Origin of the sequence: Olsenella sp. An270 (assembly GCF_002159735.1) — a bacterium.
GTDB lineage: Bacteria > Actinomycetota > Coriobacteriia > Coriobacteriales > Atopobiaceae > Thermophilibacter.
Map to the genome: position 1 here is coordinate 335,911 of NZ_NFJF01000001.1, position 25,893 is coordinate 361,803.

Here is a 25,893-nt window from a genome sequence, read left to right on the forward strand (position 1 = left end):
CGCATAACCTCGACGATGCCGCATAACCTCGACAATGCCGCATAACCTCACGGTGGGCGATAAGGACGGGCGATAAGGACGGGCGACAAGGACCCCTAGCAGCGCAGCAGCTCCTGGATGAGGTCGTGCTGGCGGCGGTCGAACTCGGGGTCGTTGGGCAGCTTGATGCCAAAGCGCCCGGTCACCTTGGAGACGAGATGGCGGCGCATCGCGTCGTTGGCCAGCATGCCTGCGGTCACGGAGCGGACCATCCACCCCTCGTCGCGCAGGCCTTCGTTTCTGGTGCTGTCGGAGTCGACGGCAAGGGCGCTCGAGTGCCAGAGGTAGCTGTCATACTCGAGGATGATCAGCTGGTCAGGCCAGCACAGGTCGACGACCACGTATGGCTTTCCGATCGCACGCTGCAGCTCGGGTGGAATTTCTACGCGCACGTTAAGCAAGGGGCTGGGGAGCCCGCAGCCGCCAAGCTCCACGGGGAGGGTGAAGACGAGAACGACGATCGTCTCCATTGGGGAGCGCGACCCAGCGACCACGTGGCCGAGCGCCTCTCGCACGCGCCTCGCGCCGTAGCTGTGGTTCTGACGGAAGTGTGCCCGGAGGTCTTCCGGGCGGGCGAGGGCGGGGCGAGCGACGAAGCCGTCCCTGGCGTTGGGCGTGCGACCGTAGTCGCCGCAGACCTCCATGGCGCTGACGATCGCTCTGACGAGGCTTTGTCCCGCCGAGAGACTCTGCAGGCAGAAGCTTGGCGACGCAATGAGTACCTGGGGCATCAGCTGGTAGAGCGCTCCGTGGGGCAGCGGCGTTGACCAGACGTGGGATACGATCCGACGCGAGTTGATTCTCTCGCCGGGATGCGAGACGAGAACGTGAAGCGGCCGTTCGACCGTCGCCTCGAGCCGCGCCGCCCGGAGGATGGAGTCGTCGAGCGCGCATGAGGACGTGGTGGCCCATTCGCGGGCGGAAACCTCAACGGGAGGGCCAATCCTGCGAAGAAGCCCCGGTTCCGCCCAGCGCGCGAGTGCCGATGTGCCGTCAACGGTAAGCATGCGGACGACTATACGCAGACATGCTCCCACCATTCTCCCGATGGCGGACACCAAGCTGACACGACCGCTCTGCCTCGGCTTCCTCGGGTGGGTCCCGGTGCGCGGCCCGGGAAGAAAACGGTAACCGGTCAAGGGCACGGTGCGGACGGTAGGGGAGGGCGCTCGCGGGAGGAACCTCATGGCTCAATGTGGCGCGCGATGGTCTCTCGCGTCGACCCATCCGGGGAAGGCTGCCCCGCCCTTCCGAGGTAATGCGACATCCCTGAGGTTATGCGACATGCCCCCAGTGGCAGGTTCTTGTCGCCAGCCTATCTAGCTGCGGCTTTGTTGTACTTGCGACCCCGCATAACCTCGACGATGCCGCATAACCTCGACAATGCCGCATAACCTCACGGCGGGCGATAAGGACGGGCGAGAAGGGCGCTAGCGGCCGAGGTCGATAAGGCGGCGCAGGTCGTCGAGGCCGACGCAGCGGACCTCGCAGCGCCCGACCTCACGGGGAACGACGACGTTGACTGCGGCGCCGTGCCGCTTCTTGTCGTGCGCGGCGTAGCGCATGAGCAGGTCGGTGGGCAGCTCGGTCGAGGTGGGGAGCCCGTGGGCGGCGACGCAGCGCTCGATGCGACCGGCGGTCTGCACGCTGCACCAGCCCAGGGCAGCGGAGCCCCGCGCAATCACGCACAGACCCGCGGCGACGCAGGAGCCGTGCCCGAGCGAGAAGTCGCTCGCCGACTCGATGGCATGGCCGACGGTGTGACCGAGGTTGAGCGTCTGGCGAAGGCCCCCCTCGCGCTCGTCGGCGACCACGACGTCGCGCTTGATGCGGACGTTGCGCGCGACGACGTCGACGAGCGTGGCTGCGCCGCGGCTCTCCGTGAGGGGGTGCGCGGTGAGCGTGTCGAGCAGGTCGGCGTCGGCGAGGACGGCGTGCTTGACGACCTCGCCGCACGAATCCCGGAAGAGCTCAGGGGGGACCGTGGCGAGCGCGTCGACGTCTGCGACGACGAGGCTCGGCTGCCAGAAGGCGCCGACCAGGTTCTTTCCCGCCGTGAGGTCGACCGCGGTCTTGCCGCCTACGGAGGAGTCCACCATTGCGAGCAGCGAGGTCGGAACCTGCACGACCTTGATCCCACGCAGGTAGAGGGCGGCCGCGAGACCGCCCATGTCGCCGGTCACCCCGCCGCCGAGCGCGACCACGACGTCGTCGCGCGTGAGCTCCCGCTCGGCGAGGTCCTCGAGGATTCCCCCGAGCGTGGCGAGCGTCTTGCTGGCCTCCCCGGCGGGGAAGGTGATTCTCCCCACAACGTCGAGACCGGCCGCCCCGAGCGCCGCCTCGACGCGGTCGGCGTAGAGCGGCCCGACGTTGGTCTCGGTCACGACGCAGCAGCGCCCGAGCTTCGTGACGTCGCGGACGAGCTCGCCGATATGGTCGAGAAGCCCCGCTCCGACGAGCACGTCGTAGGGGCGCGACGAGGTGGCGACGTGGATCTGCTCCATGCTATCTGCCCTCGATCTCTCGCTTGATGCGGTCTCCCTCGGCGAGCAGGGCCTCGAGGCGCTCGGCGTCACCCGCCGCGAGCGCGTCGCGATAGGCCGAGAGGCTCTCGATGATGACGTCGAGCTCGCGTCCGAGGTGGTCAGCGTTGTCCAGGAAGAGCTCGGTCCACATGGGGGCGTTCAGGCGCGCGACGCGCGTGAGGTCGCGGTAGGAGCCCGCGGAGAACCCGCGGTGGTCGCGCGCGGTCGGGCTCTTCACGTAGGCGTTCGACACCACGTGGGCGAGCTGCGAGGTGAACGCGATGTTGCGATCGTGCTCGTCGGCGGTGGCCAGCGTGAAGCTGCCAAACTCGCAGGGGGCGAGAAGGGCCTTCAGGCGCTCGAGCACCGTCGCTCGCTCGAGGTCGTCCATCTCGGGCGGCACGACCACCATGGGCGCGCCCTTGAACATGGTGGCGCGGGCGCGGGCGAAGCCGGAGTACTGCGTCCCCGCCATGGGGTGACACCCGACGAAGGTGAAGGGGTAGGGCTCGCAGATCTTCTCGCAGCGCTCGCAGATGACGCGCTTCACGCCCACGGTGTCGATCACGATGGCGCCGGGCGAGACGAGCGCGGCGTAGCGCTCCAGCCACTCGACCGCGGAGGCCGGGTAGCCGGCGAGCACGATGAGCTCGCAGGTGGGGATCGTCTCCTCGTCGAGCTCTCCGTCCACGGTCTCGATCATGGCGAGCTCGAGCGTCGAGCGCGTGCGGTTCCAGGCGAAGACCTCGACGCCCGCGGCGGCGAACGCCTTGGCGAACGAGCCCCCCATGAGGCCGAGGCTCACCACGCCGCAGCGGCCGGGTACGTAGGTCGGGGCCTGTGCCCCGTCCTTCTCGGCCCCCATCTAGGCCTCCTCGACGGGCGCCGTGACGGCGTCGCGGATGAGCGCGATCCGGCGCATGGCGTCGGAGAACTGCTCGGGCGTGAGCGCCTGGGCGCCGTCCGACCAGGCGCGGCTCGGGCAGTCGTGGACCTCGATCTCGAGCGCGTCTGCACCGGCGGCCACGGCCGCGTAGGCGGCGCTGCGCACGTAGCGCGTGTAGCCGGTGGCGTGGCTCGGGTCGCCCACGACGGGCAGGTGCGTGAGGTGATGCAGCACCGGGATGGCGTTGACGTCGAAGGTGTTCCTGGTGCGCGTCTCAAAGGTGCGGATGCCGCGCTCGCAGAGCATGACGTTGGCGTTGCCCTCGCTCATGACGTACTCGGCGCCCATGAGCAGCTCGTCGATCGTCTCGGACATGCCACGCTTGAGCAGCACCGGAATCCCCGAGCGACCCACCTCGCGCAGCAGCGGGAAGTTCTGGGCGTTGCGCGCGCCCACCTGGAGCACGTTCACGCCCCTGTCGAGGAAGAGCTGGACGTCGCGCGGGTCCATCACCTCGGTCACGACGGGCATCCCCAGCTCGCCGCCGGCCTCCATCAGCAGGTCCAGGCCCCGTGCGCCCATGCCCTGCGAGGTGTAGGGCGACGTGCGGGGCTTGAAGGCGCCGCCGCGCAGCATCGTCGCGCCGGCCGCGCGCACGGCCCGCGCGATCTCCATGAGGTTGTCGCCCTCCACGGAGCACGGGCCGGCGATGACCTGGAAGTGCCCCCCTCCCACGAGCACGCCGTGGCCGCAGTCCACGACGGTGTCCTCGGGGTGGAACTTGCGGTTGGCGAGCTTGTAGGGCTCCGAGACGCGCTGGACCCGCTCGACGATGTCCATGCTCTCGAGGATGAACGGGTCGATGCGGGTGGTGTCTCCGATGATTCCGATGATGGTCTCGTCGTCGCCCTGGGAGACGTTGGTCCTGAAGCCGCGGTCCTCGATCCAGCTGACGAGGTGGTCTATCTGCTCGGTTGTTGCCGTGTCCTTGACGACAGCGATCATGGGCCCTCCTTGGGTCGCGTGAGGTGCGGCGTGATGGTACCACGCCGATGTGACCGACACGTTACGCAGCGCGGCGCGAAGTCCGCTATACTGTCGTACGCACGCGCCCATAGCTCAGTGGATGAGAGCGTCTGCCTCCGGAGCAGAAGGTCGTGGGTTCGAATCCCCCTGGGCGCACCACGCACGCACTGGCGGCCTTTCACCCGGGTGAAAGGCCGCCATTCTCTCTTTTTCGTAAGTTTTCCCGGTCGTTCCCGCCCCCGTGGCACAATGGACGCCGCGAGAGAGGGGAGAGATGACGCAGGACGACAAGGACCTCCAGCTCAAGGGCCTCACCGACGAAGAGGTCGCCGAGCGCGTGGAACAGGGCCGCACCAACGCCAACACCGACGTCAAGACCAAGTCGGTCCGCCAGATCGTGGCGGAGCACGCACTCACGCTCTTCAACGGCGTCAACCTCGCCCTTGCCCTGCTGGTGCTCGCCACCGGGCAGTACCGCAACATGCTCTTCATGTGCGTCGTGGGCGCGAACCTCCTCATTGGCGTGACGCAGGAGATCCGTGCCAAGCGCATGGTCGACAAGCTCACCATCCTCACGCAGAAGGAGGTCACGGTCATCCGTGCGGCGGGGGAGCGTGCCATCGCACCCTCGGAGCTCGTTGTCGACGACCTCATGCGCCTCGCCCACGGCGACCAGGTGCCGGCGGACGCCGTCATCGTCGACGGCTTCGTCTCGATGAACGAGAGCCTGCTCACGGGCGAGGCGAAGCCCGTCTCCAAGGGTCCCGGGGACGAGCTGCTCTCCGGCAGCTTCGTCGACGCCGGCAGCCTCGTCGCCCGGGTCACGCGCGTGGGCGCGGAGGGCTACGCCGCCCGCATCAACGCCGAGGCGAAGTACGTCAAGGCGGTTCACTCCGAGATCCAGTACACGCTGCGCGCCATCATCAAGCTGGGCACCGTGGTCCTCGTGCCGCTGGGCTTCGGGCTCTTCCTGCGCTCGTGGCTCATGGACGGGGGGAGCCTCACTGACGCGGTCCTCACCTCGGTCGCCGCCGTCATCGGGATGATCCCGCAGGGGCTCGTCCTGCTCACCTCCTCGGTCCTTGCGATCGCGACCTTCCGCCTGGGCAGGCGCATGGTGCTCGTCCAGCAGGCGTACTGCGTGGAGACGCTCGCGCGCGTCGACACGCTCTGCCTGGACAAGACCGGCACCATCACCACCGGCGAGATGGAGGTCTCGACCGTCGCGGCCGCTTTGGGCGTCGAGGAGGCCGAGGTCGCAACGGCCCTGGCGACGATCGTCTCGGCGAACGAGGCCGACGCCAACGAGACGGCGCGCGCCATCCTCAGATACGCCGGCGAGAAGGACCTTCCGGCGGAGCGATCCGCGCGCGCCGTGCCCTTCTCGTCCGCCCGCAAGTACTCCGGCTGCGTCACCGAGGGCGGGCGCGCCCTCGTGATGGGCGCGGCGGCGTTCGTGCTGGGCGCGGACCGCGCGCAGGAGGCCGACGCCCTCGCCCGCGCCTTCGACGCGACCGAGCGCGTGCTCGTCGTGGGCGAGTGTGCGTCCTTCTCGGCCGACGACGCCATAGAGGGCGAGGTGCGCCTCCTGGGCTGCGTCGCCATCCGCGACGAGATCCGCTCGACCGCGCCGCAAACGATGGGCTACTTCCTCGAGCAGGGCGTCGAGCTGCGCGTCATCTCCGGTGACGACCCGCGCACGGTCTCGGCCATCGCCGCGCGCGCCGGCGTGCCGCATGCCGAGCGCTACGTCGACGCCTCCACGCTCGACACCAGCGAGAAGCTCGACGCCGCCGTCGACGAGGCGCGCGTCTTCGGGCGCGTGACGCCGCAGCAGAAGCGGGAGCTCGTGCGCGCGCTCCACCGCCGCGGTCGTACCGTCGCCATGACCGGCGACGGGGTGAACGACGTGCTCGCCCTGCGCGAGGCGGACTGTTCGGTCGCCATGGCGTCCGGGTCCGCCGCGGCGCGCAACGTCTCTGAGATCGTCCTCGCCGACAACGACTTCTCCCACATGCCGGAGGTCGTCGCGGAGGGCCGCCGATCTATCAACAACCTGCAGCGCTCGGCGTCGCTCTTTCTCGTGAAGACCGTGTTCACCGCGGTGCTCGCCCTCGTCTGCATCGTGATGCCCCCGTACCCGTTCATCCCGATCCAGATGTCGCTGCTCTCGACCGCCGTCATCGGGATCCCGTCCTTCGTGCTCGCGCTCGAGCCCAACCACGAGCTCGTGCGCGGGAACTTCCTCGCCAACGTGCTCGCCCGTTCGCTCCCGGCGTCGGTGGCCATCGTGTGCGCCCTGCTCGCCGAGCTCGTCGCCGGGCGGGCGCTGGGCCACTCGTTCGGCGAGATCTCGTCGGTGTGCACCGTGCTCGTCGCCTGCGTGGGCGTCGCGCTCATCTGGCGGATCTCCCAGCCGCTCACCCCGCTGCGCGCGGCGCTTTTGGCCGTCATCATCGCCATTGTTGCGCTTGGGTGTACGGTCGCCGCGCCCTTCTTCGAGATCGTCACCTTTACGGGTAGCATGGGTGTCGTGATCGCCGCCGCCGGCGTCGCGGCTGTGGCGTTCTTCAACTGGATGTATAACCGCTCGATCTCGGGCCTCGCCACAGACGCTCGGCTCCTGGAGATCGTGAGAAGGGTGGAGGGCAGAGATGACAGCAAGCAGTGACCTCGAGGCCGCGGTCCGCGCCGCGCGCCGTCCCGTCAGGCTCGGTGAGGGCGGCGTCGAGCGCCTCGCCCACGTCGTCTCCGGCATCCCCGGGGCCGACCGCCTGCCCCGAGCGCTCGTCGTGCTCCTCGAGAACGTCGTCCGCCGCGCGGCGACCGACGACGACGCCGTGCGCATGGCGCGCGCCGTCGTGGAGGCCGGCCTCTCCGGCTCCGCGGGGGACGAGATCGAGTTCATGCCCGCGCGCGTGCTGTTCCAGGACTTCACGGGCGTCCCCGTCTTCGTCGACTTTGCCGCGATGCGCGACGCGATGGTGGCGCGCGGCGGCGACCCCGCACGCGTGAACCCGCAGATCCCCTGCACCCTCGTCGTCGACCACTCGGTCATCGCCGACGAGGCGGAGGGTCCCTGCGCATGCGAGAGGAACCAGGAGATCGAGGCCTCTCGCAACCGCGAGCGCTTCGCGTTCCTCAAGTGGGCGAGCAGGTCGTTCTCAAACGTGCAGATCGTCCCGCCCGGCGGCGGCATCTGCCATCAGCTGAACATCGAGCGCTTCTGCGACGTGGTCACGACCGACGCGCTGGCAGACGGCGAGAAGGACGTGGCCTGCTTCGACACCCTCGTGGGGACCGACTCCCACACCACGACGGCGAACGGCGTGGGCGTGCTGGGCTGGGGCGTCGGCGGCATCGAGGCCGAGGCGGCCGCGCTGGGCCAGCCCGTCTCCATGCTCGTGCCCCCTGTCGTCGAGCTGCGTCTCTCGGGGTCCCTCCCGGCGGGCGTGTCCGGCATGGACGTCGCGCTCACGGTCGCCGAGCTCCTGCGCTCCGCCGGCGTGGTGGGCAGCATCGTGGAGGTTACCGGCGAGGGCGTCGGCTCCCTCTCGGCGACGCAGCGCGCCTGCGTCTCCAACATGACTCCCGAGTACGGCGCCACCGCCACGCTCTTCCCGGTGGACGACGCCACCCTCGACTACCTCTCGCTCGCGGGCCGCGACGCGTCGGAGCTCGCCTTTGCGCGCTCGTACCTCGAGGCGCAGGGAGTGTTCGGGACCCGTCCCGGGCGCGTCTACGCCCGCACCCTCGAGCTCGACCTCTCCTCGGTCGAGCCCTCACTCGCCGGTCCCTCGAGGCCGCACGACCGCGTGACGATCCCCGGGCTCAAGGGACGCTTCGAGTCCGCCGCGTCGGCGGCCGGACGCGACCTGTCCGAGCGCGTGAGCGTCGAGGGCGTCGGCGACCTCTCCCACGGCGCCATCGCGATCGCCGCGATCACCAGCTGCACGACGGCGACCGACCCGGCGATGATGGTCGCCGCCGGCCTGCTCGCGCGCCACGCCGTCGAGCGCGGTCTCACCCCCAAGCCCTGGGTGAAGAAGGTGCTCGCGCCCGGCAGCCACGCCACGGAGCTCCTCCTCGAGCGCTGCGGCCTCGCGGAGCCCCTGCGCCGGCTGGGATTTTTCACCTGCGGCTTTGGCTGCATGAGCTGCATCGGCAACTCCGGCGAGATAAAGGCGTGCCTCAAGCCCCACGCCTCTGAGCTCGAGCTCACCAGCGTGCTCTCCGGAAACCGCAACTTCGAGGGCCGCATCTCGCCCGACGTGAGCCAGAACTACCTCTGCGCGCCGGCGCTGGTCGTCGCGTACTCGCTCGTCGGCACGATGGACGTCGACCTCTCGGTCGAGCCCGTCGGCGTGGGCGCGGACGGCGAGCCGGTCATGCTCTCCGAGCTCATGCCCACAGACGACGAGATCGCCGCCGCGCTCGACGCCCATCTCGACGCCTCGCTCTTCGAGGAGGGCGCCCGCGGCCTTCTCGACGGAGGCCCCTCCTGGGCGGCGATCGAGTCCTCTGAGTCCGACACCTTCGCCTGGGATGCCAGCTCGACCTACGTGCGCCGGGCGCCCTACTTCGAGCTCGCCCGCAGGCAGGACGTCGTCGACGTCCGCGGCGCCCGCGTGCTCGCCCTCCTCGGCGACTTCGTGACGACCGACCACATCTCGCCCGCCGGCTCCATCGCCAAGGACTCGCCGGCCGCGCGCTACCTCGCCGAGCGTGGCGTGGAGCCCGCCGACTACAACACCTACGGCGCCCGTCGCGGCAACCACGAGGTCATGGCCCGCGGCACCTTCGCCAACGTGAAGCTCAGAAACGCCCTCGCCGGCGGACGCGTGGGAGGCTGGACCAAGAACCTGCTCACCGGCGAGATAGAGCCCATCTTCGACGCCGCCGAGGCGTATCGCGCCGCGGGCGTGCCGCTCGTGGTCGTCGCCGGCAAGCTCTACGGCTCCGGGTCGAGCCGCGACTGGGCCGGCAAGGGCCCGCTGCTCCTCGGCATCCGCGCCGTCATCGCCGAGAGCTTCGAGCGCATCCACCGCTCCAACCTCGTCCAGATGGGGGTGCTCCCGCTGCAGTTCCTCGAGGGTGAGAACGCCGAGACGCTCGGCCTTGCCGGTGACGAGGTCTTCGACGTCGACCCCGTGGACCTCTCGGCCGGACTGCCCGAGCCTGCCCGCGTCTGCGTGAGCGCCACGAGGCCCGACGGCACCGTGACCCGCTTCTCCTGCGTCGTTCGCGTGGACACGCCGACGGAGGGGGCGTTCCTGGCCCGCGGCGGCATCCTTCCCTATGTCCTCGACGCGCTCTGCGACGGGAGCGACTGACGTGGCGCAGGTCTGCCATAGGTGCGGCGCCCTGGTGCCCGACGGCGCCGCGTCCTGTCCCCACTGCCATGCGGTGACGGAGGTGACCCAGAAGATCGCCGTCGGCGACCTCACCTGGTGCCCCTCCTGCGGGGCGCTCGTCCCTCCGACGGACGCGACCTGCCCCAAGTGCGGCACCCTCGTTCGCCCCGCGGCCGCCCCGCGACCCGTGAGGGACCTCGACCTCCCCGAGATCGACGACGAGGGCGAGCCGGACTCCTCGCGAACGGGGGTCATGACGCGCATCGAGAGCGCCATCCCGCCCGCGGCGGACGCCTCCTCGCCCGCCGCGTCGCGCGACCGCATGCCCCGACCTCGGGCGTTCGCCTTCGCCGCGATATTCGCGGTGGCGATCGTCGGCGGGGCGGCGCTGCTCATCACGCACCCCTGGGACCCGACCGCCTCCATCACCAGGGCGAGCGAGCCCGCGGACACCTCCATGTCCGGCTATCCCGGGTCGGTCGACGCGCTGAGCGGCCAGGACCGGGAGCGCGACAAGGACCAGCCCGTCTCTGCCGACGCGTTCGACCTCATCGAGTCGGCCTACGAGCGGCTCTCCGAGCTCGAGGGTGCGGTGGGGGAGAGCGAGACCCTGCTCCGCGAGACGTGCGGCGAGGGTGACGCCGAGGCGCTCGCGGACGGCCTCGAGGACGCACGGGCCGTCTCGCTGGACGTCTCGAACCTCATCTCGGACATCGAGAGGCTCGGTGACGACGACGGGACCTACGCCGAGGACGTCGAGCACCTCCTGACCCTCGGGAACTGGCTGCGAAACCGCTGCGACGTTCTGACCGAGGCATGGCGGCTCGCCGCCGAGCCGGACGACCCCTCTTCGGTCTCGTCGCAGGTCGTCTCGACGCTCACGGGCGGCCGTGACTACGCGAGGCTCTTCGACCAGAACTACGACGACTGGCGGCCCGAGCGCGCCGGGTAGGGTGCGGTCGCACCCCACGGGCGCGCCGTTCGGGGTGAGCGCTTCGCTGGGGCAAACTCAATGTGGAACCTCGCGTCTGCCGAATATGTGAAACCTAACGCATACTGATAGAATCATGGAGTTGAACAATCGGGCTCCGCTACCCGCGGCCCATGATTTGGAGGCGACATGGGTTTCATACAGGATCCGCTCTACACGCCGGAGTATTCGGTCGTCGGCGACGAGGTCGCGGTCTTTGACACCTCCAAGGGTGTCATCCGTGTCCAGCTCGACGGCGCCGGCGCCCCCGTGCACGTCGCAAACTTCTGCGAGCTCGCCTCGAGCGGCTTCTATGACGACCTCAAGTTCCACCGCTACGTCCCGGGCTTCGTTATCCAGGGCGGCTGCCCCAACACCCGCGACATGACCCCCGAGCAGGTCGCTCGCGGCGAGGTCGGCCCGCACGGCCACCCCGGCACCGGCGGTCCCGGCTACCGCATCCGCCAGGAGTTCACCACCAACCCGCGCAACTCCCACGAGGACGCCGCGCTCGCCATGGCTCGCTCCAACGACCCCGACTCGGCGGGCTCGCAGTTCTACTTCTGCCTCGGCCCGCAGCACGGTCTCGACTCCGGCTACACGGTCTTCGGGAGGACGCTGGAGGGCTTCGACGTCATCGCGTCCCTGAGGGCGGGGGACGTCATCAATTCGATTCGCATCGAGCACGCCGGCGCATAGGTGCCGCGAGCAACTCAGGAGGTCAACGTGAATCAGCAGGCTTTCGAATCCGGCAAGCGCGCGTATCAGGAGGGTGACTGGCTCGGTGCCGTCACGCTCCTCGACGGCGCCCGTCAGGGCGACGAGCCCTCGGGCGAGGTCGACCATCTCCGCGGCAACGCCTACATGAAGCTCGGCCAGTTCGACTCCGCCGCGGCCGCCTACGAGGACGCGCTCTCCGACGCCGCCTATGGCAAGCGCGGGGCCCTCAGCTGCAACCGCGGCCGCGCCCTGCTCGCCGCCGGTCGTCCCCAGGAGGCCGTCGTCGCGCTCACCGACGCCGTGGCCGACTCGAGCTACGCGACGCCCTACAAGGCGTACATGGCGCTCGGCGCCGCCTACGAGCAGCTCGGCGACGTCAGGAACGCCGGCATCTCCTACCGGAGCGCCGCCATCGACGAGTCCAACCCCGCTCCCGCGGTCGCCCTCTCCGACCTCGGCAGCTGCTTCATGCGCCTCGGACGCGCCGTCGACGCCGTCGAGGCCTACCGCACCGCGCTCGACTTCACGACGCCGCTCGAGGACCAGAACAGGATCTGGTGCGACCTCGCGCTCGCGTACGTCGCGGCGAACCGCATGAACGAGGCCGTCGACGCCTTCGCGCACGCGACGGCCGACGGCACCCTGGAGCTCTCCCCGGACGCCCAGGCGGCCTACGACGCCGCCCGCAAGGCGGTCGCCTCGATCGGCTCCCGCCGTCCCTCCGAGACCGACGCCCTGCTCGCGGCTGCCGGCTACGGCTCCACCTCCTATGACCCGCTCGACCCCACCGGCGCGTCCGGCGAGCTCATGCCCTCCCCGGAGGACACCGGGTTCTTCTCCGTCAGCGAGGAGGACCTCGTCCAGCAGGACCGTCTGGACCGCAAGGTGAGGCGCAAGCACCGTCACACCGGCCTCAAGGTCTTCCTGGTGATCCTCTTCCTGCTCGCCCTCGTCGGAGGCGGCGGCGCCTTCGCCTACATCAACGGCTACGGCTGGCCCACCCAGCAGTCCGTCGCCGAGCAGCTCTTTGGTGCCAAGACCCAGGGCTCCGACCTCGCGCCCTACGTCGTGAGCAGCCTCTCCACCGCTCAGATCCAGGAGATCTCCGACGTCATCCCCTCCGGCGCCGAGGTGAGCGTCACCGGCGTCGACCGCTCCATGACGCAGTCCACGGTCTATCTCACCGCCTCTCTCTCCAGCGGCGGCGAGCAGGACTACACCGTCGAGATGGTCCGTGACGGCATCGGCTGGAAGGTCGAGTCCGTCACCCCGGTCTATCTCTCCCAGGATGCCGACGAGTCCGACGACTCCGTCGCCCCCGACTCGAGCGACGAGTCCCAGGACGTCGACTCCACCTCCGACGCCGCCGATGACCCCGCGTCCGCGGACGACGCCACCTCTGCCGAACCCACCGGCGACGACGCCGGTGACGCCGCTGCCTCGACCGAGTAGGAAGCCCACATGTCTCTCATCGACACTCTGTTTTCGAACCTGTTCGGCGAGTACGGGGGAGACCTCGCGATCGACCTCGGCACCGCCAACACGCTCGTCGCCGTCCGCGGCCAGGGCATCGTCATCAACGAGCCCTCGGTCGTCGCCATCGACAAGAGCGAGAGCAGGGTCCTCGCCGTCGGTGCCGATGCCAAGCGCATGATCGGCCGCACGCCGGGCTCCATCATCGCCGAGCGCCCGCTCAAGGACGGCGTCATCGCCGACTTCGACGTCACCGAGGTCATGCTCCGCTACTTCATCGAGAAGGCCCGCGAGCGCCGCTACCCCTGGTCGCCGCGGCCCCGCGTCGTGGTTTGCGTCCCCTCCGGCGTCACCTCCGTCGAGAAGCGCGCCGTCTTCGAGGCGACCATCCAGGCGCGCGCGCGCCAGGCATACCTGATCGAGGAGCCCATGGCCGCCGCCATCGGCGCCGACCTCCCAATCGAGGACCCCACCGGCTCCATGGTCGTCGACATCGGCGGCGGCACCACCGAGGTCGCCGTCATCTCGATGGGCGGCATCGTCGTCTCGCAGTCCATCCGCACGGCGGGCGACGAGTTTGACCAGACCATCCTCCAGCACGTCCGCGATGCCTACAACCTGTCCATCGGAGAGCGCACCGCCGAGGACATCAAGATCAAGGTCGGCTCCGCCGCGCCGCTCGCCGAGGAGCTCGACGTCGAGGTCAACGGTCGTGACGTGATGAGCGGTCTTCCCAAGACCGTGCGCATCGAGAGCGAGGAGATCCGCCGCGCCCTCGACCGTCCGTTGGACGAGGTCACCAAGGCCGTCAAGGACGCGCTCGACGTGACCCCGCCGGACCTCGCCTCCGACCTCATGTACTACGGCATCCTCCTGACGGGTGGCGGCGGGCTGCTCCGCGGCCTCGACCAGCGCCTCCGTGAGGAGACGGGCGTCCCCGTCAACGTGAGCCCGACCGCCCTCGAGAACGTCGTCAACGGCTGCGCCAAGGTCCTCGAGGCCAACGCGCTCTCCGGCGGCTTCGTCCAGAGTACGGGTCAGTAGCGTGCCGCTCTCCTCGAAGGGTCGGGGAGCGGCGCCGACCTTGGGAACCAAGAACAACCGATCCGGTGGCACGCGCGGGCTCGTCGTCTGCGCGGTGCTCTCCGTCGTGCTCTTCACGCTGAGCTGCCAGTCGGGCGGCGAGGGGCCGCTCGAGGCGGCGCGCGGCGCCTTCCAGACCGTCACCTCGCCCATCCGCGTGTTCGGCTCGGTCATCACCGCCCCGGTGAGGGGTCTCGGCAACGTGTTCGCCAACCTCACCGCCGACCAGGCGACCCTCACCGAGCTCCAGGCCGAGGTGGACGAGCTGCGCGCGAGAAACGCCGAGCTGGAGGAGGACGCCGGCTCCGCTCAGCGCCTCCAGGACCTCCTCGACCTGCGCGACAACAACGACCTGCAGTCGGTCGCCGCGAGGATCATCTCCGGGTCGACCGACTCCTGGAGCTCGACGGTCACGCTCGACAAGGGCTCCTCCTCGGGGCTCTCCGCCGGCATGCCCGTGACGACGTCGAGCGGCGTCATCGGCCAGATCGTCTCCTGCAGTGCGACCACCTCGACGGTGAGGCTGCTATCGGACGAGAGCTCCTCGATATCCGCCATGGTCCAGTCGAGCCGCGCCCAGGGGATGCTGCAGGGCTCCGCATCCGGCGAGGTCCGCCTCGAGCTCGTCTCGACCGGTCAGGAGGTCTCCGTCGGCGATGTCGTCGTCACGAGCGGCCTGGGCGGCGTCTTCCCCAAGGGCCTCCCGGTCGGCGAGGTCGCGAGCGTCACCAGCAACCCCGGCGACCTCTACCTCGACATCGTCGTCGAGCTCTACGCCGACACGACGCGCTCCGAGGAGGTGCTCGTCATCACCTCCATCACCGAGAGCCAACGCGCGAGCTCCGAGGACATCGCCGAGGCCGACGCCCAGGAGCACGGATCGAGCGACGACGAGGACGAGACCACGGACGGCGACGCGACGAACGACCAGGCTGACGGCGGACAGGCTCAGTAGGAAGGGGGAGCGATGCAGGTGACCGACAGGAACAGGGAGGCGCGCACCACGGTGGTCCTCGCCGTGCTCTGCTTCGTGCTCCAGCTCACGCTCGCGCCCAACGTGGGACTCGGCAACGGTCGGGCCAACTTCGCCCTCGTCTTCACCGCCTGCCTCGCACTCTTCTCGGGCGGGAGGTCACCTGCCGTGGCGGGCTTCGTCGCGGGGCTGCTGTTCGACCTCTCCTCCACGGGCCCCATCGGCCTCATGGCGTTCTGTCTCACGCTCGTCGGGTTCGCGCTCGGCCTGGGCGCACGCGAGCGTGTCGTCGGCGACCTCGCCACCTCCGTCGTCTATGCCTCCGCGGCCTCCCTGGCCGTCTCGGTCGTCTATCACGTCGCCATGCTGCTCGTCGGCCAGTCGAGCTCGCTCATCGACGCCCTGTTCCTGCGCGCCCTCCCGACGGCGCTGCTCACCATCGTCGCCTTCCTCCCGTTCGCCTACTACTTCTCCCGCGTGCGGACGCATGGCATGGGCCTCTCCGGGAGGCATGCCTCCGGCGGCCTCGGTCGGCCTCTCCTGTAGGTGCCCTCCATGGACCTCTCCCTGGTCATAGTCATCGTCTGCGTCGTGCTGGCGGTCGCCCTCGTGGCCGTCTTCCTCGTCTTCGGGCGGGCGGAGGCCAACTTCACCTTCGACATCGGCGGGTCCGCGCCCCGCGCGTCCGGCGGCTCCGACTCCTCCGCGGAGAAGACCACGTCGTCTCGCCTGGTCGGGCTCGCCGTGGTCGTCGGCGGCGTCTTCACCGCGCTCGTCGCGCGCCTGTGGTCCATGCAGCTCGTCTCGAGCGAGGAGTATGCCGAGCAGGCCGAGCGGAACCGGCGCAGCACCATCTACACGCAGGCGCCCCGTGGCAGGATCCTCGACAGAAACGGACGCGAGCTCGTCGGCAACCGCGCGAGTCTCACGGTCGTCGCCGAGGGGGCGGTCCTGGACGACCCCGTCGAGGTGCAGCTCCTCGGCAACCTCATCGGAATGCCTGCCCAGGCGGTCCGGCGCAAGCTCCAGGACACGACCGAGGGGCACCAGAGCCCGAGGACCGTCTCGGTGGACGTCTCCCGGCGCGTCGTCGCCTTCATCGGCGAGCATCCCGAGGCATTTCCCGGCGTCTCCGTCCAGCAGCGCACGCAGCGCTCCTATCCCAACGGCTCGCTGGCCGCCCATGTCGTCGGCTACGTGAGCACCGTCACGGAGGATCAGCTCAAGGACAGCGAGAACGCCGAGAGCGGCTCGGTCACCTATCGGTCCGGCGACGTCGTCGGACAGTCGGGCGTCGAGCTCAGCTACGAGAGCGTGCTCGCGGGAACGCGCGGGGAGCAGGTCGTCTTCGTCGATGCCGGCGGCAACGTGCTCGGCTACTCGACGAGCATCGAGCCGGAGAGCGGCTCGGACATCGTGCTCACCATAGACTCCGACATCCAGCGCGCCGCCGAGGAGTCCCTGGAGCGCGTCATCACGAACCAGCAGGACACTGGACTGGAGGCGAGCGGCGGCTGCGTCGTCGTGCTCGACTGCACCAACGGCGAGGTCCTCGCCATGGCGAGCTACCCCACGTTCTCCCCGAACGTTTTCACCGGCGGCATCTCGCAGGCGGACTGGGACGTGCTCTCCGCCGAGGACGCGCACTACCCCCTGATGAACCGCGCCATATCGGGCCAGTATCCCTCCGGCTCCGTGATCAAGCCGCTCACCTCCTTCGCCGCGCTCAGCTACGGGGTGGCCACCTCGGAGAGCTCGTGGTACTGCTCGGGCTGGTGGTCTTGGTCGGGGAGCCGTGACGACGGCACGATCATGATGTGCTACAACCACTCCGGACACGGTGCGATGAACCTCGTGTCGGGCATCACGTTCTCGTGTGACGTCGTGTTCTACGAGATTGGCAAGGGGTTCTACTACTCCGACAACCCTGACGGCATGCAGGACACCTTCCGCGCCTACGGGCTCGGCTCCCTGACCGGTATCGACCTCAACGGTGAGATCGCCGGTCGCGTGCCGGACGCCGACTGGAAGCAGAAGTACTACAAGGACCTCGGCTATTCGGACGAGGACAGCGCGTGGAAGCCCGGTGACAACTGCAACATCGCGATCGGGCAGGGAGACGTGCTCGTCACGTGTCTGCAGATGGCCGTCTCCTACTGCAGCATCGCCAACCGAGGCCCCGCCTGGAGGCCGCACGTCCTCAAGGGCGTGAGGTCCAAGGTGGGGGAGGGGTTCGTCTCGGAGTACAAGCCCGAGAAGATACTCGACGTCGAGGAGAGGTCCGACTTCCGCGAGCTCGTCGAACGCGGCATGTGGGGCGTCATATACGAGGAGTCCCCGTCTCAGACCGAGCACTGGACCTCCCTGTCCGTCTCCGTCGCCGGAAAGACGGGAACGGCCGAGCAGCCCGCTCCCGGCAACGCATGCTGGTTCGGCTGCTACGCCCCCTCCGACGATCCAAAGTACGTCGTCTTCGCGACGGTCGACGGAGGGGACTGGGGCTCCACCACCGCCATGCTCGTCGCCCGTGACACGATCGGCGCCATCTACGGAGAACCGGACACCTCGAGCGCCGTCTATGCGGTGGGGGACTAGGGGGTGACATGGCTTTCGGCATTCGTGACAAGGTCTCGACGGGCGGGGTTCCCGCCTCCGGACAGCGCGCCGGGGCACGGGTCGCGAGCGGTCGCGGTCGTCTCGACAACCTGTACCTCTCGCAGCTCATCCCGGCGCTGCTGATCGTCATCATCGGCATCGTCACGGTCTGGTCCGCCTCACTGTCCATTCCCGAGGCGAACTTCACCAGCCACGTCGCCGGCGTCGCGCTCGGTCTCGTCGCCGCCGTCTGCGTCTGGCGCTACGACTGCCGCGCGCTCTCCAACATGACGACGGCCCTCTTCGTGCTCGCCTGCGTCCTCATGGTGCTCCCGCGCATACCGGGCCTCGGGTACGAGGGCGGCCTCGGCATGGTCGGATGGGTCAAGATCGGACCGCTCCGCTTCCAGCCGTCCGAGCCCGGCAAGATCGTCACCATCTTCCTCATGGCATCGGCATGCGCGCAGTACAACGGAAAGATCGAGACGTTTCGCGACTACGCCAAGCTCTGCGGCACGCTGCTCGTCCCGCTCCTGCTGATACTCTCCCTGGACCTGGGAACCGGCCTCATCATCTTCGTCATCGGCGCGACGATCATCATCGCGAGCGGCGCGCCGCGCACCTGGGTCCTCCTCACCGTTGCTCTCATCATCGGCGCGGCGGCGCTCGTGGTCGTGACGTCGATGATCGACGGGCTGCCCCATATCCTGAAGGAGTACCAGCTCAAGCGCCTCACTGTCTTCATCGACCCGAGCGTGGACCCCACCGGTGACGGTTACAACCTGCAGCAGGCGATGATCGCCGTGGGCTCCGGCGGCCTCTTCGGCAAGGGGCTGGGCAACGCCACGCAGGCCCTGAGCGGCTTCGTTCCCGAGGCGCAGACGGACTTCGTCTTCTCGCTCTTCGCTGAGCAGTTCGGCTTCGTGGGCTCGCTCGTCCTGCTCGGGCTGTATGCTTGGATGATACTCTCCACGATCCTGCTCGCCATGAGGAGCGAGTCGCACTTCACGAGGCTCGCCCTCGTCGGGTGCGTTGCCATGTGGACGTTCCAGGTGCTCGAGAACGTGGGCATGTGCCTCGGGGTCATGCCCATCACGGGCATCCCGCTGCCGTTCGTCTCGTACGGCTCCTCCTCTATGGTCGTGCAGCTGGTCTCGGTGGGAATCGTGCAGTCGTTCTGGAGGCATCGACAGAAGGCGGCCTAGACCGCCCTCCATGATGGGAGATTGACGTGTCGGGTAAGGGATGGTCCGTCGGAAGGGTCGCGGAGGTCGCCGGGTTCGCCCGCGCGGCAACGCGGGGTCGGGACGAGCGCATCTCCGCGCACGTCCTCGTCGACCCGGAGGCCCCTCGCCAGCTCGTCCTCGCCGTTCGCGAGGCGCTGATGCCGGTCAGGCCGACCTCGGAGGTCGTGGTCTGCCCGCTCGAGGGCGCCGTGCCCGGCGCCGAGCTGCCCGACGTCGCGATCGCGCTCGTCACGTCGCGTTCGGACACGGTCGCGATCTGTGCCTACGCCCGTGCCGGCGTGCCCGTCGCCCTCGTCGTAGAGGGCGCTCTCGAGGCCCCCGCCCTGAGCCTGGAGGAGGGTCCCGCCGCCCTCGTGGGCGTCGTTGCCGCCTCGAGCCCCGAGGCACTCCCCGACAAGCTCGCCGCGTGGCTCGCCGCCTCGACCGACAAGGAGCTCGCGCTCGCCGCGAACTTCCCCTTCTGCCGTCGCGCCGTCGTGGACCGCCTCGTCGCCCGGTGCGCCGTGGAGAACGCCGTCGTCGGCGCGATTCATCTCATACCGGGCTCGGACCTCCCCGTCATGACGGCCAAGCAGGTGAAGCTCGCGCTCGACGTCGCCGCCGCCTACGGGCGGCCGATCGAGCCCTCCCGCGCGGCCGAGGTCCTCGGCGTGGTGGGTGCCGGCCTCGGCTGGCGCGCCGTGGCCCGCGCGCTTCTCGGCGCCGTCCCCGGGCTGGGGACGGTACTTCGCGCCGGCGTCGCCTACGCGGGCACCATGATGACCGGAAGCGCGCTCAGGCTGCGCTTCGAGGCCCCCGGCGCGCCCGCGTCCCCCGACGTCGACGGCCGCGTCGCCCCGGCGGCCCCCGTGCTGGCCGGCGCGCCGCGCGCGGACGCCCCCGACGACGGCTACGTCACCGTTGGCGGTGGGTGCCGATGAGGGTCGAGCGGGAGAACCTCTTTCACCTGGTCGAGCCTCTCCTGTCCCGCGTCGAGCACCCCGCGCGCTACCTCGACCACGAATGGGGCGCGTGCGAGGAGCAGGACGGGCCGTTCCACCTGTGCATGGTCTATGCCGACGTCTACGAGATCGGGCAGCCCAACCTCGGCGTCGCGATCCTCTACAACCAGGTGAACGCCCAGGAGGGCATGAGCTGCGAGCGGTGCTACCTCCCCTGGAAGGACGTGTCCGAGCTCATGCGCGAGAAGGGCGTGCCGCTGCTCTCGCTCGAGGGCGCGGCTCCGCTCGCCTCGTTCGACGCCGTCGGGTTCACCCTCGCTCACGAGCTCATCGCCACCAACGTCCTCGAGGCGCTCGACCTCGCGGGGATTCCCCTCACCTCCTCGGAGCGGGACGAGGACGACCCGGTCATCCTCGGCGGCGGACCCTCCGCGTGGAACTGCGAGCCCCTGGCCGAGGTCTTCGACGCCGTGCTGCTCGGCGACGGCGAGGAGTCCATCGTCGAGGTGTGCTCCTGCATCCGTGACGCGCGTGCCGAGGGCGTCTCGCGCGCCGAGCTGCTCCGACGGCTCGTCGGAGTCCCCGGCACCTACGTTCCCTCCCTCTACGAGGTCGTCGTCGACGAGTCCTCGACGCGCTGGGGCTACGCGGTCCCCAGGGCGGGGGAGGGAGCGCCCGAGGTCGTGCACAAGCGCTGCGTGCCCGACTTCGCCGCGACCCCCGCGCTCGCCCAGAAGATCGTGCCCTACGCTGGCATCGTCCAGGACCGCATGTCGATCGAGGTGCTGCGCGGCTGCGCCCGCGGATGCCGCTTCTGCCAGGCGGGCATGACCTACCGCCCCGTCCGCGAGCGCCCCGCCGAGCAGGTGGTCTCCTGCGGGGTGGAGGGGCTCCTCGCCAGCGGGCACAACGAGATCTCCCTCTCGTCCCTCTCCACGACCGACCACTCTCAGTGCGAGCAGATCCTGCACGGCCTCAACTCCGCCCTCGAGGGGAGGGGCGTGCGCGTCTCGATCCCCTCGCAGCGTCTCGACTCGTTCGGGGTCGACATGGCGGCCGCCGTCGCCGGCGCGCGGCGCGGTGGCCTCACCTTCGCGCCCGAGGCCGGCAGCCAGCGGCTGCGCGACGTCATCAACAAGAACGTCTCCGAGGAGGACGTCGAGTGGGCGGCGAGAAACGCCTTCGAGGCCGGCTGGCGCAGGATGAAGCTCTACTTCATGATGGGCCTCCCGACCGAGACCGACGAGGACGTCATCGGGATCGCGAGGCTGGCCGAGCGCGTGCTGGAGATCGGTCGCGAGGTGGTGGGCCGCGGCGTCAAGAGCGGCGTGTCGGTCTCCATCTCGGTCGCCGTGCTCGTGCCCAAGGCGTACACGCCGTTCCAGTGGTGCGGGCAGCTCGAGCCCGACGAGGTCCGCAGGCGCCAGCAGCTCCTGCTGCATGAGGTCCGCGACCGCGCCATCAGGGTCTCGTACCACGACGCCGACGTCTCGCTGGTCGAGGGCGCGCTCTCGAGGATGGGTCGCGCGGGCTTCTCGCTCGTGCGCCGTGCCTGGGAGCTCGGCTGCAGGTTCGATGCGTGGTCCAGCGAGTTCAGGTTCGACCTCTGGCTCCGGGCCGCGGGCGAGTGTGGGTTCGACCTCGCCGACGTGGCCTGCGAGGAGCTCCCGCTCTCAGCGCGCCTGCCCTGGGACCACACCTCGCCCGGCGTGGGGAAGGGGTTCCTCCAGCGCGAGTGGCTCAGGGCCGTGGAGGGCGTCACCACGCCCGACTGCACTCGCACGAGCTGCACCGGCTGCGGCGTCTGTCCGACGCTCGGCGTCTCCAACGTCATCTGGGGGGAGCGCTCATGAACCAGCCCTTTGACGCTCGGCCGCAGGACCTGCCCGTCAAGGCCGAGCTCGCCCGCCTGAGGGTCCGCTACCACAAGGACAGCAGGCTCGCCTACCTCGGTCATCTCGACCTCATCTCAACCATCGAGCGCTGCGTCCGTCGCTCCGGCCTGCCCTTCTCGATTGGCAACGGCTTCGCGCGGAGGATGCGCGTCCAGTTCTCTGGTGCGCTCCCCACCGGCACGAGCTCCTCCTGCGAGCTCTTCGACCTGCGGCTGACCGAGGAGGTGGATCCGCGCGAGGCGCTCGAGCGGCTTCGCCGGGCGACCCCCGCGGCGCTTGCGCCCCGCGAGGCGGCCTACGTCCCCGGCCGGCTCCCCGCGCTCGAGGCGTGGCTCGACCGCTCCTCGTGGGAGGTCACGCTCGAGGGAGACGGCATCGACGCCGCCTCCGTCCTCTCGGGGATCGAGCTCGTCAGGGCCGAGGGCGTCATCACCTTCCTCCGAGGCGACAAGGAGAAGCACGTCGACGTCGCGTCCACCCTCGTGGGCGCCTCCGCCGCGAGCGGGGAGGGGAGCGGCGCGCACCTGGTCGTCGAGACGCGCTCGGGCTCCGGTGGGTCGCTGCGCCCCCAGGTCCTTCTCGACGCCGCCGTCCGGCGTGCGGGGCTGCCCTCGCCCGACGTCGTCCGCGTGCGGCGCACCGGGCAGTGGCACGAGGAAGATGGGCGTCTTGTGGAGCCTTTTGGCCCCTTTTGCACACCGGGTCCCACACCTTTATCCTGAGCAAGGTCGCATGGTCCCGGCGCGGCCGGCGCCACCGTCTTTTCCCTTACGGTAAGCGCAGGTCACGGCAACTTTTGCGTTGACGAGCCGAGGCGGTGCTAGTAATATAAGCAACTGTTGCATTCAGCCAGCAATGAAGGGTTTCGCACATGTACGCAATCGTAGCAACTGGTGGCAAGCAGTATAAGGTTGCCAAGGGCGACGTCATCGACGTCGAGAAGCTCGACGCGCAGCCTGGCGAGAAGGTCGAGCTCCCGGTCCTTCTCGTGAACGACGGCACCAAGACCATCGTTGGTTCCACCCCCCTCGAGGGCAAGACCGTCACCGCGGAGGTCGTCGAGCAGTTCAAGGGCGAGAAGGTCCTCGTCTTTAAGCTCAAGAAGCGCAAGCGCTATCACCGCGCCAACGGCCACCGTCAGAACCTGACGAAGCTCAAGGTCGTTGAGATTCCCGCGTAACACACGTTCCTTGCTCTAGAGAAGGCAGGTCATACCATGGCTCACAAGAAAGGTCTCGGCTCGTCCCGCAACGGCCGTGATTCCCAGGCCCAGCGCCTCGGCACCAAGCGTTACGGCGGCCAGTTCGTGAAGGCCGGCGAGATTCTCGTCCGTCAGCGCGGCACCCACATCCACCCGGGTGACAACGTCGGCATCGGCAAGGACGACACGCTGTTCGCCCTCACCGCCGGCACCGTCGAGTTCACCAAGGGCGTCAAGCACCGCGTTCACGTCCGCGAGGCGTAAGTCTCGACTGACATTTGCACCCGAGCGGCCCCGGCTCTTTGACCGGGGCCGTTTCTTGTGTCGCGCCGGCGCGTCCGTTGGACGCGTTGTCGCAGTTGCCGTACCATGAAGGGGAGACCTAAGGAGCATTTCTGTGGAGAACACGTTCACCGATCTTTCCCACATCAACGTGCGCGGTGGCGACGGCGGCGCGGGCTGCATGTCGTTCAGGCGCGAGGCCTTCGTGCCCAAGGGCGGCCCCGACGGCGGCGACGGAGGACGGGGCGGCAGCGTCGTCGTCGAGGCAGACCCGCAGCTCTCCTCGCTGATCGACTACCGCTACAAGCACCACTTCCGCGCCGAGCGCGGCACGCACGGCCAGGGCGCCCGCCGCCACGGGCGCGATGGCGAGGACCTCGTCCTCAGGGTGCCGGTGGGCACCGTCGTGAGGGAGCTCGACCCCGCGACCCAGACCCCGCTCTACGACATCGCCGACCTCACCAGCCCCGGCGAGCGCGTCGTGGTCGCCCCCGGCGGCGCCGGGGGACGCGGCAACATCCACTTCGTCACCTCGGTGCGCCGCGCGCCGGCCTTCGCCGAGAAGGGCGAGCCCGCCCGCGAGCACTGGATCGAGCTCGAGATGAAGCTCATGGCCGACGCCGCGCTCGTCGGCATGCCCTCGGTGGGCAAGAGCTCGCTCATCGCGCGCATCAGCGCCGCGCGCCCCAAGATCGCCGACTACCCCTTCACGACGCTGGTCCCCAACCTCGGGGTCGCCCGCGCCGCCAACGGGCAGTCCTTCGTCGCCGCCGACGTCCCCGGACTGATCGAGGGGGCGAGCGAGGGCAGGGGCCTCGGCCACCAGTTCCTGAGGCACATCGAGCGCACCGCCCTCATCCTCCACGTGGTCGACGTCACGGGCGGCTACGAGGGCCGTGACGCCGTCGAGGACTACCGGACGATAAACGCCGAGCTCGCGGCATACGCCTCGGAGCTCGCCTCCCGGCCGCAGATCGTGGTCGCGAACAAGTGCGACCTGCCGGGGACCGAGGACGCGGTCGAGCGTCTGCGTGCCGTGGCTGAGGAGGACGGTCACGAGTTCTTCGCCGTCTCCGCCGCGACCGGGTCCGGCCTCGACGCCCTCGTGACGCGCTGCGCGGCCGAGGTCGCGCGACTCAGGTCGCAGGCCGCCTCCGACGAGCCGACCGTCGACCTCTCCGAGCGCTGGGAGCGCGAGAGGCAGCGTCGCGAGCGGCGCATCTGCGTCACGCGCGAGGAGCGTCACGCCTGGCGCGTCACGGGCCCCCAGATCGAGCGCATGGTCATCCAGACCGACTGGGAGAACGACGAGGCGGTCGCCTACCTCCAGCACCGCTTCGACAGGTGCGGCCTCGACGACGCGCTCGCCAAGGCGGGCGCGGTCAACGGCGACGAGGTCCGCATCCTCGAGCTCGCCTTCACCTTCGAGGGGACCGAGCGCGCCCCCGAGCCCGACGTCGTCGAGGAGGAGCTCGACGAGACGTTCGACGTCGTCGACGACGGGGAGGGTGAGGAGTAGGTGTCCACCGTCAGCCTCGTCGTCGTCAAGATCGGCTCATCGACGCTGGTCGACGCCGACGGCAGCCTCGACCGCGACTTCATCCGCTCGCTCTGCGACCAGGTCTCCCGCCTCGTCTCGGAGGGCACCCGCGTCGTCATCGTATCGTCCGGTGCGGCGGCGGCCGGCAGGGACGTGCTCGGCTTCTCCGGGCGCCCCACCGACATGCCCACGCTCCAGGCCTGCGCCTCGGCAGGCCAGGCCCGCCTCACCCAGGCCTATGCCGACGTCCTCGCCGAGCGCGGGATACCGTGCGGGCAGGTCCTTCTCACCAGGCGTGACGTCATGGACCGCGATGCCTTCCTCAACGCGCGGACCACGCTTGGCCGCCTCATCGACCTTGGCGCGGTCCCCGTCGTGAACGAGAACGACACCGTGTCGACCGCCGAGTTCGCCTTTGGCGACAACGACATGCTCGGCGCCCTCGTCTCGGCGCTCGTGGGTGCCGACCTCTACGTCATCTGCTCGGACGTCGACGGGCTCTACACCGCAAACCCGCAGGAGGACCCCAAGGCGACGCTCATCGAGCGCGTCGAGGAGGTCGACCAGCGGCTCACCGCGCTCGCCGGCGGCGCCGGGACGTCCTTCGGGACCGGCGGCATGTCCTCGAAGCTCCGCGCCGCCCGCGCGATGCTCGCGGCCGGCATCCCGACGGTCATCTGCCGCGGTCGCCGGCCTGACGTCCTTCTCGACGTGGTGGCGGGCAAGGGGATTGGCACGCGGTTCGAGGCCCCGAAGGGTGCCCCGCACGAGGGCGGCCGCAAGCTCTGGATAGGCCTCGCCGAGGTCCCGCGCGGCACGATCTCGCTCGACGAGGGGGCGACCAGCGCCGTGCTCGAGAGGGGCGCATCCATCCTCCCCGTCGGCGTCGTTGCGGTGAGCGGCTCCTTCGCCCCCGGCGACGTCGTCAACGTGCGGGCGAGCTCCGGTGACGTGGTCGGTCGCGGCGTCGTCCGCTACTCGTCCGAGGACATGAGCAGGGTTCGCGGCATCAAGCTCGACGTGATCGCGCGCTTCCTCGGCCCGGACCGGGCGCAGCCCGCGGTGCACAGGGACGACCTTCTCGTCTTCTAGCGCCTGCCGGCGTCCCGAGCCGTCCCGGGCGTTTCTCGGTTATCCTCTTAG

Annotated in this window: 21 protein-coding genes and 1 tRNA gene; 18 read left to right on the plus strand and 4 right to left on the minus strand. The window is 69.6% G+C overall.

Features of this window, described 5'->3' with window-relative positions:
* Window positions 1-95 precede the first annotated feature (95 nt).
* The 4 genes from B5F73_RS09200 to aroF all read right to left on the minus strand — a co-directional run bounded on the left by B5F73_RS09200 (window position 96) and on the right by aroF (window position 4,455).
* Window positions 96-1,046: a hypothetical protein gene (locus tag B5F73_RS09200; RefSeq protein WP_143803104.1), complete on the minus strand. Its 951-nt coding sequence runs from the start codon at window positions 1,044-1,046 to the stop codon at window positions 96-98.
* A gap of 423 nt (window positions 1,047-1,469) precedes the next feature.
* Window positions 1,470-2,543 (minus strand): 3-dehydroquinate synthase, encoded by a 1,074-nt coding sequence (aroB, locus tag B5F73_RS01515; protein ID WP_087225348.1) that lies wholly within the window; start codon window positions 2,541-2,543, stop codon window positions 1,470-1,472.
* A 1-nt stretch (window position 2,544) separates the two neighbouring features.
* On the minus strand, window positions 2,545-3,429 hold the full coding sequence (locus B5F73_RS01520; RefSeq protein ID WP_087225351.1) for a prephenate dehydrogenase/arogenate dehydrogenase family protein: 885 nt from the start codon (window positions 3,427-3,429) through the stop codon (window positions 2,545-2,547).
* Window positions 3,430-4,455: a 3-deoxy-7-phosphoheptulonate synthase gene (gene aroF, locus B5F73_RS01525; RefSeq protein WP_087225354.1), complete on the minus strand. Its 1,026-nt coding sequence runs from the start codon at window positions 4,453-4,455 to the stop codon at window positions 3,430-3,432.
* A 103-nt stretch (window positions 4,456-4,558) separates the two neighbouring features.
* Here aroF and B5F73_RS01530 point away from each other — a divergent pair.
* The 18 genes from B5F73_RS01530 to proB all read left to right on the plus strand — a co-directional run bounded on the left by B5F73_RS01530 (window position 4,559) and on the right by proB (window position 25,842).
* A tRNA-Arg gene (locus B5F73_RS01530) sits at window positions 4,559-4,635 on the plus strand.
* Between the two features lie 115 nt (window positions 4,636-4,750).
* Window positions 4,751-7,147, plus strand: a complete 2,397-nt coding sequence (locus B5F73_RS01535; RefSeq protein ID WP_087225357.1) for an HAD-IC family P-type ATPase — start codon at window positions 4,751-4,753, stop codon at window positions 7,145-7,147.
* Complete coding sequence (gene acnA / locus B5F73_RS01540) at window positions 7,131-9,809, plus strand: aconitate hydratase AcnA (RefSeq protein WP_087225360.1); 2,679 nt, start codon at window positions 7,131-7,133, stop codon at window positions 9,807-9,809. The genes B5F73_RS01535 and acnA overlap by 17 nt, the downstream gene beginning before the upstream one ends.
* Window position 9,810: 1 nt before the next feature.
* Window positions 9,811-10,782, plus strand: a complete 972-nt coding sequence (locus B5F73_RS01545; RefSeq protein WP_158094737.1) for a zinc ribbon domain-containing protein — start codon at window positions 9,811-9,813, stop codon at window positions 10,780-10,782.
* Window positions 10,783-10,950: 168 nt separating this feature from the next.
* A complete protein-coding gene (locus tag B5F73_RS01550; RefSeq protein WP_087225366.1) occupies window positions 10,951-11,499 on the plus strand; it encodes a peptidylprolyl isomerase in 549 nt (182 codons plus the stop codon).
* 27 nt (window positions 11,500-11,526) lie between these two features.
* Window positions 11,527-12,972 (plus strand): tetratricopeptide repeat protein, encoded by a 1,446-nt coding sequence (locus B5F73_RS01555; protein WP_087225369.1) that lies wholly within the window; start codon window positions 11,527-11,529, stop codon window positions 12,970-12,972.
* A gap of 9 nt (window positions 12,973-12,981) precedes the next feature.
* Window positions 12,982-14,037, plus strand: coding sequence for a rod shape-determining protein (locus B5F73_RS01560; protein ID WP_087225372.1), 1,056 nt, complete (start codon window positions 12,982-12,984; stop codon window positions 14,035-14,037).
* 40 nt (window positions 14,038-14,077) lie between these two features.
* Window positions 14,078-15,031 carry a rod shape-determining protein MreC gene (gene mreC, locus B5F73_RS01565; RefSeq protein WP_204206232.1) on the plus strand — a complete coding sequence of 318 codons (954 nt, stop codon included), beginning with the start codon at window positions 14,078-14,080 and terminating at the stop codon, window positions 15,029-15,031.
* Window positions 15,032-15,043: 12 nt separating this feature from the next.
* Entirely contained in the window at window positions 15,044-15,595 is a 552-nt protein-coding gene (gene mreD, locus B5F73_RS01570; RefSeq protein WP_087225379.1) for a rod shape-determining protein MreD, read from the plus strand.
* A gap of 9 nt (window positions 15,596-15,604) precedes the next feature.
* Entirely contained in the window at window positions 15,605-17,644 is a 2,040-nt protein-coding gene (mrdA, locus tag B5F73_RS01575) for a penicillin-binding protein 2 (RefSeq protein WP_087225382.1), read from the plus strand.
* 8 nt (window positions 17,645-17,652) lie between these two features.
* Window positions 17,653-18,849, plus strand: coding sequence for an FtsW/RodA/SpoVE family cell cycle protein (locus B5F73_RS01580; protein ID WP_087225385.1), 1,197 nt, complete (start codon window positions 17,653-17,655; stop codon window positions 18,847-18,849).
* 26 nt (window positions 18,850-18,875) lie between these two features.
* Window positions 18,876-19,811 carry a hypothetical protein gene (locus B5F73_RS01585; RefSeq protein WP_087225388.1) on the plus strand — a complete coding sequence of 312 codons (936 nt, stop codon included), beginning with the start codon at window positions 18,876-18,878 and terminating at the stop codon, window positions 19,809-19,811.
* Window positions 19,808-21,685: a TIGR03960 family B12-binding radical SAM protein gene (locus B5F73_RS01590; RefSeq protein ID WP_087225391.1), complete on the plus strand. Its 1,878-nt coding sequence runs from the start codon at window positions 19,808-19,810 to the stop codon at window positions 21,683-21,685. The genes B5F73_RS01585 and B5F73_RS01590 overlap by 4 nt, the downstream gene beginning before the upstream one ends.
* Window positions 21,682-22,449, plus strand: coding sequence for a TIGR03936 family radical SAM-associated protein (locus B5F73_RS01595; RefSeq protein WP_087225394.1), 768 nt, complete (start codon window positions 21,682-21,684; stop codon window positions 22,447-22,449). Before B5F73_RS01590 ends, B5F73_RS01595 begins: the two co-directional genes overlap by 4 nt.
* Before the next feature lie 149 nt (window positions 22,450-22,598).
* Window positions 22,599-22,907, plus strand: coding sequence for a 50S ribosomal protein L21 (rplU, locus tag B5F73_RS01600; protein ID WP_087225397.1), 309 nt, complete (start codon window positions 22,599-22,601; stop codon window positions 22,905-22,907).
* A gap of 36 nt (window positions 22,908-22,943) precedes the next feature.
* Window positions 22,944-23,192, plus strand: a complete 249-nt coding sequence (gene rpmA, locus B5F73_RS01605) for a 50S ribosomal protein L27 (protein ID WP_072370712.1) — start codon at window positions 22,944-22,946, stop codon at window positions 23,190-23,192.
* A gap of 133 nt (window positions 23,193-23,325) precedes the next feature.
* Window positions 23,326-24,729, plus strand: coding sequence for a GTPase ObgE (gene obgE / locus B5F73_RS01610; protein WP_087225400.1), 1,404 nt, complete (start codon window positions 23,326-23,328; stop codon window positions 24,727-24,729).
* Entirely contained in the window at window positions 24,730-25,842 is a 1,113-nt protein-coding gene (proB, locus tag B5F73_RS01615; RefSeq protein WP_087225404.1) for a glutamate 5-kinase, read from the plus strand.
* Window positions 25,843-25,893 lie beyond the last annotated feature (51 nt).

Bases quoted from the DNA above. Each gene is read 5' to 3' on its own strand.
- mrdA (WP_087225382.1), top strand. From the start codon at position 15,605: ATGGACCTCTCCCTGGTCATAGTCATCGTCTGCGTCGTGCTGGCGGTC.
- B5F73_RS01595 (WP_087225394.1), top strand. From the start codon at position 21,682: ATGAACCAGCCCTTTGACGCTCGGCCGCAGGACCTGCCCGTCAAGGCC.
- B5F73_RS01560 (WP_087225372.1), top strand. From the start codon at position 12,982: ATGTCTCTCATCGACACTCTGTTTTCGAACCTGTTCGGCGAGTACGGG.
- B5F73_RS01535 (WP_087225357.1), top strand. From the start codon at position 4,751: ATGACGCAGGACGACAAGGACCTCCAGCTCAAGGGCCTCACCGACGAA.
- acnA (WP_087225360.1), top strand. From the start codon at position 7,131: ATGACAGCAAGCAGTGACCTCGAGGCCGCGGTCCGCGCCGCGCGCCGT.
- rpmA (WP_072370712.1), top strand. From the start codon at position 22,944: ATGGCTCACAAGAAAGGTCTCGGCTCGTCCCGCAACGGCCGTGATTCC.
- B5F73_RS01550 (WP_087225366.1), top strand. From the start codon at position 10,951: ATGGGTTTCATACAGGATCCGCTCTACACGCCGGAGTATTCGGTCGTC.
- rplU (WP_087225397.1), top strand. From the start codon at position 22,599: ATGTACGCAATCGTAGCAACTGGTGGCAAGCAGTATAAGGTTGCCAAG.
- B5F73_RS01580 (WP_087225385.1), top strand. From the start codon at position 17,653: ATGGCTTTCGGCATTCGTGACAAGGTCTCGACGGGCGGGGTTCCCGCC.
- aroF (WP_087225354.1), bottom strand. From the start codon at position 4,455: ATGATCGCTGTCGTCAAGGACACGGCAACAACCGAGCAGATAGACCAC.
- mreD (WP_087225379.1), top strand. From the start codon at position 15,044: ATGCAGGTGACCGACAGGAACAGGGAGGCGCGCACCACGGTGGTCCTC.
- B5F73_RS09200 (WP_143803104.1), bottom strand. From the start codon at position 1,046: ATGCTTACCGTTGACGGCACATCGGCACTCGCGCGCTGGGCGGAACCG.
- B5F73_RS01520 (WP_087225351.1), bottom strand. From the start codon at position 3,429: ATGGGGGCCGAGAAGGACGGGGCACAGGCCCCGACCTACGTACCCGGC.
- aroB (WP_087225348.1), bottom strand. From the start codon at position 2,543: ATGGAGCAGATCCACGTCGCCACCTCGTCGCGCCCCTACGACGTGCTC.
- B5F73_RS01590 (WP_087225391.1), top strand. From the start codon at position 19,808: ATGAGGGTCGAGCGGGAGAACCTCTTTCACCTGGTCGAGCCTCTCCTG.